Annotated in this window: 7 protein-coding genes and 1 pseudogene; 5 read left to right on the top strand and 3 right to left on the bottom strand. The window is 35.6% G+C overall.

Annotated features, from left to right (window positions below; all coding sequences use genetic code 11):
* Positions 1–2: 2 nt before the first annotated feature.
* The 3 genes from ybaL to ACFIMM_RS09120 all read right to left on the bottom strand — a co-directional run bounded on the left by ybaL (position 3) and on the right by ACFIMM_RS09120 (position 4,836).
* Positions 3–1,754 carry a YbaL family putative K(+) efflux transporter gene (ybaL, locus tag ACFIMM_RS09110; RefSeq protein WP_375613485.1) on the bottom strand — a complete coding sequence of 584 codons (1,752 nt, stop codon included), beginning with the start codon at positions 1,752–1,754 and terminating at the stop codon, positions 3–5.
* A 99-nt stretch (positions 1,755–1,853) separates the two neighbouring features.
* A complete protein-coding gene (gene secD / locus ACFIMM_RS09115) occupies positions 1,854–4,367 on the bottom strand; it encodes a protein translocase subunit SecD (RefSeq protein ID WP_375620802.1) in 2,514 nt (837 codons plus the stop codon).
* Positions 4,368–4,458: 91 nt separating this feature from the next.
* Positions 4,459–4,836, bottom strand: coding sequence for a hypothetical protein (locus ACFIMM_RS09120; protein WP_375613487.1), 378 nt, complete (start codon positions 4,834–4,836; stop codon positions 4,459–4,461).
* Positions 4,837–5,016: 180 nt separating this feature from the next.
* Between ACFIMM_RS09120 and ACFIMM_RS09125 the strand changes: the two genes are divergently transcribed.
* The 5 genes and pseudogenes from ACFIMM_RS09125 to ACFIMM_RS09145 all read left to right on the top strand — a co-directional run.
* Entirely contained in the window at positions 5,017–7,392 is a 2,376-nt protein-coding gene (locus tag ACFIMM_RS09125; RefSeq protein ID WP_375682808.1) for a mechanosensitive ion channel domain-containing protein, read from the top strand.
* Positions 7,386–7,658: a hypothetical protein gene (locus ACFIMM_RS09130; RefSeq protein WP_375612155.1), complete on the top strand. Its 273-nt coding sequence runs from the start codon at positions 7,386–7,388 to the stop codon at positions 7,656–7,658. Before ACFIMM_RS09125 ends, ACFIMM_RS09130 begins: the two co-directional genes overlap by 7 nt.
* Before the next feature lie 563 nt (positions 7,659–8,221).
* Complete coding sequence (locus ACFIMM_RS09135) at positions 8,222–9,148, top strand: outer membrane protein (RefSeq protein WP_375692704.1); 927 nt, start codon at positions 8,222–8,224, stop codon at positions 9,146–9,148.
* 897 nt (positions 9,149–10,045) lie between these two features.
* A complete protein-coding gene (locus tag ACFIMM_RS09140) occupies positions 10,046–10,363 on the top strand; it encodes a phage integrase central domain-containing protein (protein WP_375638428.1) in 318 nt (105 codons plus the stop codon).
* 486 nt (positions 10,364–10,849) lie between these two features.
* Positions 10,850–11,002, top strand: a pseudogene (locus tag ACFIMM_RS09145) (exonuclease); the annotation flags it as partial.

Raw genomic sequence — 11,002 nt, forward strand, 5'->3', positions numbered from 1 at the left:
TTTTATGTTTTCTGTAAATTTTCATGATTGAGCATATTCCTTACAGATCTTCGTTCTGTTATATACTCTATAATACCATTGGCAATTTCTTCATCATCTGTTACTACAACATCAGCACCTAAATCAATGAGATATGTTGTTTCTGTGTCGGATAATGCATGTGTGATTATCTGGATATCTTTCTTCATATCACGGATATTCACGATACATTCTCCTACTTCAATGGTACTTCGCATTGTAATAACAACTTTATGTGCATTATTTATATTTGCTGCGTTCATTATTTCTTGTTGAATGATATTGCCGCAAATAGCCTCAAAGCCATCTGCAATCGCTTTATCAGAGAGGCGTTTTGATTCTTCTACGATCACTATAGGTTCACCTCTATTTATTAAAGATAATGCAACACACTTACCGATACGACTATAGCCAATAATTACGATATGGTTGTTTTTTAAGGTCATCGGTAAAAAATCTTGGTCAGGATCTTGTGGATCAATATCAATAATTGTTTGGGTATTTTGTGAAGATGCAGAATTTTTTTCTAGACGTTTTTTAATTTTATTACAGGCAATGAAAACAAGAGGATTGAGCAAAATAGAAAAAATTGCTCCTCCAAGAATTAAATCATGAGCGTCATTGTTTAAAAGTCCTAAGCTTAAACTTAAACCAGCAAGGATAAAGGAAAATTCTCCGATTTGGGCAAGGCTTGCAGAAATAGTCAAAGCTGTTGCATTAGAATAGCGAAAAGCTTTAACGATGAAAAAGGCAACAGCAGATTTTCCGATTACGATAATGAATAAGGTTGCTAAGAGAGGGAAAAAATGAGTTAAGAGTTTCTCGGGGTCAAATAACATGCCTACAGAAACAAAAAAGAGAACAGAAAAAGCATCGCGCAGTGGTAAAGATTCTTCCGCGGCACGGTGGCTTAATTCTGATTCGCTCATGACCATACCAGCAAAAAAAGCACCAAGAGAAAGAGAAACTCCAAATAAATGAGCGGCTCCGAAAGCTACTCCTAATGCAATAGCAAAGACGCTAAGACGAAATAATTCACGTGATCCCGATTGTGCGCTCATTTTTAAAAGCCATGGGATAACGCGTCGCCCAATGACGAGCATAAGTGCAATAAATACAATTACCTTCAGGATGGTGAGACCAAAAATACCCCAAATACTTAAATCCAACCATTGAACAAGAGGATCCAACGCTTCTTTTTTGGTATTGCTGAGGGCACTTGCCAAGGAAGGGATGAGGACAAGTATAAGGACCATTGCTAAATCCTCAATAATCAACCATCCAACGGCAATGCGTCCTTTTTCTGTTTCAATAAGATGACGCTCTTGCAAAGCACGTAGCAGGATAACGGTACTTGCTATGGATAAAGCAAGACCGAAAATCAAACTACCACTAAAGCCCCATCCCATAATCAGACCAAGGCACAAACCTAGAAAAGTAGAAAATGCCATTTGTGCAATAGCAGCGGGGACAGCAATAGCTTTGACAGATAAAAGGTCTTTTAATGAAAAGTGGAGCCCAACACCAAACATCAGCAAAATAATACCAATTTCAGCAAGTTGATTAATGATGACGGAATCTATTTTAAATCCGCCTGTATTGGGTCCCACAATAACACCAGCTAACAAATAGCCTACAAGGGGTGAAATACGTAAACGGCTAGCAATCATTCCCAAGAGAAATGCTAAACATAAGCCTGCAACAATAGTTGTGATAAGTGGTGTGTCGTGGAGCATGGATTATTTACTATTCTTGATCAAAAAGCGAATGAATGAAAACGACTATATTTCTATGAGAAGAGAGGCGAGATGTACCATACGCATTAAAGGGCATTTTTATTTCACTTTGATATTTGCACGATTATTTCGCTCACGCCACCAATTTCCTAGCAGGAGTAAAATAGGAGCAGCAATAAAGATAGAGGATGATGTTGCAATAATAATCCCAAAGACCATGGGTAATGCAAAATTATGAACAGCACTTCCACCCCATATCGCCATGGGGAGCATCGCAAGAATTGTTGTGGCTGATGTAAAAAAACAACGTACAAGAACCTGATTAATTGACAGATCAATCAGCTCGCGCAACGGCATTTTTTTATAAAGACGCATATTTTCGCGCATCCTATCATAGACGACAACTTTATCATTTATAGAATATCCAACAATTGTTAAGAGTGCGGCGATAGCCGTTAAATTAAAATCAAATTGAAATAAAGCAAAAAAGCCAATCATTTTTGTGGTGTCTAGAATGAGAGTGATAATTGCTCCAATGGCAAAGAACCACTCGAAGCGTAACCATATATAGAGAGACATGGCAATAGCCGCAAGAATAACAGCAGTAAAAGCAGCTGTGGCAAGCTCACCTGAAATTTTGGGACCAACAACTTCTATTTGATCGAATGTGGTATCGGGATAGATATTTTGTACAGCTGTTTTGACCTTATCAATGGCGGTGGTTTGTTGTGCTTCGCCACCGCTTTGTTTCTGCATGCGAATTAATACGGTATTTTCGTTATCAATATTTTGCAAGGTAACTTCACCAATATTAAGAGTAGAAAGCTTGGAACGCAGAGTTGCTAGATCTGCTGGTCCTTTCGTGGTAATACTCATTTGGCTTCCGCCAATGAAATCAATACCAAAATTCAATCCAGGCTTAAAAAAGAGAAAAACTGAAGCCATTGATAAAACAATTGAGACGCCAATACCAATGAAACGTGCTTTCATAAAGTGGAAAGTTGTGTTTTGTGGCATGATGTTGAAAGCAGAGTGAATATGCAATTTTTTAATTTTCCATTTACGAACGATCCAAATCATGATGATGCGTACAATGGTGATATTTGTAAACATGGAGATGATAATACCAAGCAACATTGTTACGGCAAAACCACGAACGGGACCGGTCCCGAACCAAAATAGTAAGACGGTCGCTATAATTGCTGTAACATTTGCATCAACAATGGTTGCAAAAGCGTGTTTAAATCCACGATCTAGGGCTGCAAAAGCACCCACACCTTTTCGACTTTCTTCACGGATACGTTCATTGATAAGGATATTAGCATCAACGGCAATACCGATGCCTAAAATAATACCAGCAATACCAGGCAGCGTAAGCGTAGCTCCCAAAAGACTCAGTGCAGCAAATGTTAAAATTGTGTGCAGAGCTAGTGCTATATTGGCAATTAATCCCCAAATACGATAGAGAAGAAAAATAAAAATTGCAACAAGAATAAAGCCAATTATGCCGGTGTAAAGTCCCATTTGGATAGCATCAGCACCAAGATTTGGACCTACGGTTCTCTCTTCAATGACCGTGAGTGGTGCGGGGAGGGAACCAGCACGAAGCAGAGCAGCCAGAGTTGAGGCTTCTTTGGGGTCAAAGTTTCCTGTAATTTGACCTTGTCCATTGGGAATGACACTATTGATGGTCGGAGCGGTTAAAACTTTATTATCCAGAACAATGGCAAAAGGACGGTTAATATTTTGTCGTGTTATATCGGCAAATATTTTTGCACCAGCGGAATCTAGCGTAAATGAAATAATGGAACGTCCTGGTATTTGGGGGTCAAAACCTGCACGGGCATCTTTCAGGACATTTCCATCTAAAGCAATTTGATCATAAATTGCATAATGTTGTGTTGCATCAGTGTATCCAGGGAGAATAGAAACACCTATAGGGGGGTTATTGGGGTCCACATTAGAAGGAACAAGATGAAAACTCATCTTAGCGGTTGTTCCTAAAAGATCACGCAGTTGTTTTGGATCTTGTAGTCCAGGCAATTGGACCATAATACGATCATTTCCGACCTTTTGGATGGCTGGTTCTGAAACACCAACTTGATCTATACGACGACGGATGATTTCTAAGCTTTGTTCAATAGCATTGCTGACACGGTCTTTTATACCAGCTTCTGTTAATGTGACGCGGAGAGTTTCATTTTGAGCACTGATCGTGATGTTATGTTCTGTTGTGCCAAAGCTACTGTGTATGGGGGTTATTAATGTTTTCAAAGCAGAGAGTGCTTTTTCAGTTTGCGATGGGTCAGAAATAAGGGCAATAACGCTATCTTCAACGATACGCACACTTGAGGTGCGGATTTGTTTTTCACGCAATACATTGCGCACATTGCTTAAAACTATATGTAACTGATCGCGTTTTAACGTTTTGCTATCAACCTCGAGCAGGAGAGAAGAGCCTCCTTGAAGGTCAAGACCAAGTGCTACACGGGTGTCGGGTAAGAATTTCGAGTTTTTAACTTGTTCGTGTGAAAATAAATTGGGTAAGGCAACATAAATGCTGCTTAAAAGAATAAAACAATAAAGGGTAGTTAACCAACCAGGTGTACGCATGATATATTCCGTAAATAGGCAATCTAACAGTTATTCAAAGTTAAAAGCACAAGTAAAATAAGATGATCGTTTTTATATTCAAGGAAGAGAATTAAGTATGTTCATTGGGAGGAGCGCGTTTATTTGAGAAATATTGTGTTTTAACGTTACGAAATCGTGTGTCAACAGCTGGAATCTTTATTAAAAAGAAATCCAATGTTAGGATTTTTTGAAAGGTCCTCATAAAAATAGATTCTGTATGGAGTGTTACAAGTTTTTTGTTTTCAGTTGTGGTAACATTCACCTGATCACACTTATGATGTAAATCAAATCTATTCGTTTTAATGACATTATTGGTGTGTGATTGTTTGATTAAATAAGCACGCGTTTCTAGGTTGCTCGTCAAGAATACACCTAAACTGGATAGAAAAATCCAAGTTGTCAAAGGAAGAAAATCTTCTTTTTTGCAATAAAGGTGCAAAAAAAACATGCTAGAGTGCCTTCTTTAATCTTATTGAGTTCAGCTTATTTATCATTCTTTTATCTTATTACCAGTATTATAGGATAAGGGAAAGCTTTTATAAGATTATTCTATAAAAGTTGAAAATATCTACTTTATACCATATTTAAAAGAGAAAAATAAAATCCCTTTTGTGCTCATAAGGTAGATATGTATTCATTTTGTAGAAAAAACATCCACATACTTTTCCTTCTTTTGGGGATTATCTTTGTATTTAATTCTGGTGCATGGGGTAATAGGGGGGCACAAAATACAATTGTCGAACAAACGATAGCTTCTTATTCAGTTGATGAAATTATTCTGCAACAACAGTTGATTATTAAGACTCTTGAAGAAAATACTGAAACTTTAAAAAGAGATTTTGACAGAAAGCCAGAAGATGAGCGTGCTTTAGAAGAATTACGGTTACGTGCACAAGATATCAGTGAACGTGCTATTGAGGCAGCATTTGTTTTGCGTCCTCCTCTTAATGAGATTAATACACTTCTTGATCAATTAATGGAGCTCCATCGTGACGTGAAAAAACTGAAAAGCTCTGTGAAGGAATATTCCTATTTGATAGAGCAAAAAGCTAAAATTAACAGTATCATGCTTCGTTTTGAAGCAATTTTCTTAGCGGCAAATAGAATAGCTGAACTTTCTATTTCTCAATCTCGGGAGCTTTTTAAACGCACGCTTACGTATAGGCTTGAGTTTTCGATTCCGATGGTTAAACATCTCGTCCAAAAAACAAAAGAGGCTTCATCAGATTTTCTTGTGTTGTTAAATTCTTGGTGGAATTTTATATTTTACTTCAAGTTTTTACAACTATTTCTTTGCTTTTTAATTCCACTTTTTATTACTTTGGGACTTTCGTATTTTTCTCAAAAAGTTCTTGTTCATGTGTATTGCCACTTTACGAAGTCTAATGAGGAAATATCTTATTTACAACGCTTATTGATCGCCTTTATTTCAGTTCTCTTACCTTCACTTGTATGTATTCTTTGCGTTTATCTTGTGTTGTTTTTGTTTCGTAGTTTTAACTTAGATCTAGGTAAGCTTACAACAGTTTTTGATATGATAGGTTGTCAAATTATTTTATTATTTTTAATCAATCGATTAGCGGTTGTTCTTCTATCATCGAATAGGCCCCATGTAGGTCTTCTCAAGATTACATCATCGTCTGCTTATCAATTAGTGATTTTACTCACGTCTTTAGGGGGTATTTTGGCATTTGACGCTGTTCTTGATAGTATTTATCAAATCATTTCAGCGCCTCTATCTTTAACAATTGCTAAAAGTTTTATTGCTGTTTTTCTTGTAGCGATATTGCTATTTATAATATCATTTGTACCTTTGCGGTTTAGACGTAGGCGTGTTCAAGAAGAAAAAAAAGAGCCATACTTTTGGCCATTTTATATACGCATTCCTCTTATTGGCTTGGGGTTACTGCTCTTTGTATTGAATTTTTTAGGTTACGTTGGACTTGCGCGTTTTATTACGCAGCAAATTATGATTGATGGAGCATTTTTAGTTCTCATGTATTTAGGAATACAAAGCGCTCAAGCACTTGGAACTAAAGACCAATTTATGAAAACAACGGTTGGTCATCTTTTGATGCAGAGGTTTCATTTAGAAGAAAAAACGATGAATCAATTGGGAGTTTTTGTGAGCGTTTTTCTCAATTTATTTGTTGTTATATTTTGTGCAATGCCAATTGCTGTACAGTTTGGATTTTCCTATTCTGATTTAAAAGCAGTTTTGTGGCAATCGGTGACCGGTTTTCAGATTGGAAATATTAGTCTTTCTTTGATTTCTCTTGTAACAGGAATTATTTCTTTTTGTGTTTGCTGGTTTCTTATTCGCCGATTTATTGGTTGGTTAGATAATGTGGTGTTGGTTCATGGAGAGTTCGATTCTGGTATACGTAATTCTATCAACACAGTGATAAGTTATGGAGGCGTTGTTGTATCTTCTTTGACCGGATTATCAATGGCAGGTTTGGATCTTAGAAATTTCGCTCTTATTGCTGGAGGACTTTCACTTGGTATAGGTTTTGGTTTACAGAATATTGTCCAAAACTTTGTCTCTGGACTTATTATTTTAGTTGGAAGACCATTTAAAATAGGGGACTATATAGAATCTGGATCAGTAGGGGGTGTTGTTAAGCGTATTAGTGTGCGTGCAACGGAACTTGAGACAATTCAGCGTAAGACGATTATTATTCCCAATTCAAGCCTTATTAATAACAACGTTAGTAATTGGACACGACGTAATAAAGTAGGACGAATTGATATACCAGTTACTGTATCATCTAAGGTTGCTCCAGAGCATGTTGCTGAAATTTTGTTAGAGATTGCTTCTGCGACAGAAGGCGTTTTAAAAAATCCTATCCCACAGGTGAGTTTTACAGCATTTGATCGTAAGAGTTTTTCCTTTAATTTGGCTATTTATGTGCCTAATATTACCTCATCTTCTCATGTAACCAATGCTCTTCGATTTAGCCTATATAAGCGTTTTGCTGAGGAAGGAATCTTAGAATGCTGAAATATACTTATATTTTGATTACAGTTATTCTATTAAGTATTTTTACCATAACAGCTTTTGCTGCAACAGTGAAGAATACTGATTTAAAGATACAATCTCTTATTGTTGTTGAAGGAAGTATACCTTCAAAAATTTCTTTAAATACTCATCAAACAATTACAATTTGTATGAAGGGATGTTTTATAACTTTTCCTAATAAAGACCGTTTTGCAATAAAGGCAGATGATAATATAGAAATCAGTAGGGGAAGAGCAATTTTTAAATAAAATGATTGAGAATTTTTGTTTGGGGACAAGATTTAGAAGGATAATGATATTGTGTGTAATTAATAATCTCATCCTTTAGAAAATGGTAAAAAAAAAGGTATGATTTTAGTATAAAATGGATGTTTTTTTATACTATGTAGAATCTACAGTATGCATTTTGGATGTAAGAATATTGAGGTATTTATAGTATTGTTAATGAACATCGATTTTCTAAAAATAATTACATCATTTTTAGAATTTTTTCATAAAAAAAAGGCATAAAATATACTATTTTGTGATTTTTTTGCGGTAATTTTAATACAAAATGTTTTATATTTCCTCCTTTTGACAAGATAATATGTATTTTTATTAAATATTTATTATTTGAAGTAATCATTATTATAATATTTTAAAATTTATTTGATAATATTAAATTTTGATGTAATGATATATTAATATAGTAATAGATTTAAATGTAACTATAAAGGAGTACATGCGATTTTGCAGCATAAGATTTTATAAAACTTTGTTTTTCTAAATGTGATTTTTGATTATATTTAAATTTAGCAATGGGGTATAATTTTATGAATACAAAATTTATAACAGCATCTGTTTTTTCTTTGATTTCACCTTCTATAGTACAGGCTGCAGATGTGGTGGCTCACGAAGAGCCAGTACATGTTGCCTCAGAAGTTGTTGCTTCTTCACCTTTTTCTTGGGGAGGTGTTTATTTCGGGGGGCAAGTTGGTGGCTTTTCAAGTAAGATTTCTGCAACAGCGCCTGATGTTAATATTCCTCTCTATCCTGATGAGGGTAGTAAAAGTAAACCATGGATACCTGTCGAGAAACAGCATATGCCCGATCTTTCTGGGTTTATAGGTGGTTTTTATGCGGGTGTTAATTTTGATCTCGGTAATAATTTTATTATGGGGATTGATACGGATATCATTTTAACGGAACAAAAGGATACAAAAACAAGATTTCATGCAGATGAATCGAGTGCTGGTGGAACTGAAGGATTGGGCACTGAAGGATCGGGTAGTGATACTGAGGAATTAGATACAGAAGAAAAAAGTCGAAAAAAGGCAAAAATTGTCAGGAGACAGGGCAGAGGCTTTTCTCGCTCTTCTGCAGAGGATAAAGAAGAGAAAGACAGTTTAACTTTTAATCATACGTTAAAACAAAAATGGACAGGTGCTACACGGGTGCGTGTTGGGTTTTCTGCAGGGCGTGTGATGCCTTATATTGCTGGTGGTGTTGCTTATGGACAGTTTCAGGATATTTTGTCGACAGTAATTACGGGAGGTGAGCCATTTAATAGGACATCGGATGTAACAAAAACGATGATTGGTTATACTCTCGGTGGTGGTGTTGATTTTGCAATGACAGACCATCTTGTTGTGCGTGCGGAATATCGTTACTCAGATTTTGGTAAAAGGAAATTTAAAGACGAGATTGAAGTTAAGTATAAGACGAATGATTTTCGCGCAGGAATAGCTTACAAATTCTAATTTTGTAGGATAAAGGAGCTTAAATTTAAGAGGTCCTATTTCTTTGATAGGGCCTTTATTTTTTAATTTTATGCATTGTAAACACTATTTTATGGTGAAAAAAAAGGGGGCTTTGACTTTGAGTGAGAATGAGGAGGTAAGGAAGAGTTACTCAGATTCTTAATTGTTAAGAATAAAAAATTTTTAGTTCACGAGGTGTGGTTGAAACATTTGTTGGCAAAGAAGGATTGCTTCGTCTTTCATATTATTACAGTTATCACTTTATAATACCGTTATAGAGTTGCAAACAGTAAACTTAAAGAGAGTTTTTACTATCTAAGTAATGAGAAAATAAAGAAAATTCACATAGAGTGGTGCGGACGGCGTGTACGTTTGTGCAACAATTTTTTCTTCCCTTAGAACTCTCTACAATATCACCTGATAGCACAGTTTATCTTTTTTCTGTTTAATAACTAATTGTTTTTATTTTATTTTATTTATTAGATTGCCTTTTATATATAATCTTGGTACCAGATGAAAGTGCTCCAAGTGCAATTCAAAAGGTGGTTTTTAAAAGGTGGTTCGAAGAACGTGATAGACTGTCTGTCTTATCTGTAAAAAATCTATCTAAAGGAAAATATGCTGACAGAGCTGGTTTATGGCTTATCAAAACTACACCAGATCAAGGATGATGGGTTTTTAGGTTTGACCTCAATATAAATACGACGAGAAATGGGATTAGGCTCTTGTCGCAATGTATCTTTAAAAGAAGCACTGTTCAAAGCTTTAGCTTGTCGTGATCTTTTAGATCAAAGAATTGACCCGATTCGCCGAAAACAAAAAGAAAATTTACGTCGAGCAGGGGGGTATTTCTTTACGAGAAATTGCCTCTAGTACTTTTGAAGCCAAAAAAACGAATTGAAAAATGAAGGAAAAGCAGCAAGCTGGTTAACACCTCTTGAGTTACATGTTTTTTCTAAACTTGATGATACGCCAATCATTGAACTGACGCAAATTGATATAAAAGGATGCATTTTTCCCATTTGGAAGACAAAAAACGAAACAGCAAGTAAAGCTTTATCCCGCTTGAATATAGCTATAAAACATGCGGTGGCACTTAGTATAGATGTGGATATGCAATTAAAAGCAAAAGCTTTATTAGAAAAGTTTATTCAAAATGCCCCAAATATTCCAGTTATGCCATGGAAAGAAATGCCTAAGTTTTTTCAATCTTAAAATGATGAGCTTGTATCACATCTAGCTTTAAAACTTCTTATTTTGACGGTTTTTTTTATACCAATCAGGCATATTTAGAAATTTATGGATCAATATGGATTATCCCAAAAGAAAATATGAAGAGAATTGTTGGAAAGGTTTCTGATTTTCATGTGCCGCTTACAGCTGAAGCGCTTGCTGTTATTGAAAAAGCAAAAAAATGGTTTTTTATTTGTTGAGAGTTTTGGAAAGCCTATATCTGATGTAGCACTTCCTAAATTCATGAAAGACAAAGGTTTTGATTATAGACTTCATGGTTTCAGATCGATTCTGCGGGACTGGATAGCAGAGACAACGTTAAAAAGCTTGATGATATGTCTGAAGTATAAGCACAAACGGTGTTACATCTTTTGAAAGATAAACAAAACAGGCAAAAGGTAGAAACAGATTCTACTATACAAGATACCGATATAGCAACGCCACACGAACAGGGAACGGCGGTGTGAGATGGAACAAAGAACAGCGGAATGGTTTCAAGCAAGGCTAGGGAAAGTCACTGCTTAAAATGTTTACAACGTACTCAGTAAGACAGCAAAAGGTTTTCCTACAAGCAAATATGAAGACTACAAAACGAAACTCATGACAGAACGCTTAATAGGG

Source organism: Bartonella sp. AP258QHHD (genome assembly GCF_042196145.1).
Classification (GTDB): domain Bacteria; phylum Pseudomonadota; class Alphaproteobacteria; order Rhizobiales; family Rhizobiaceae; genus Bartonella.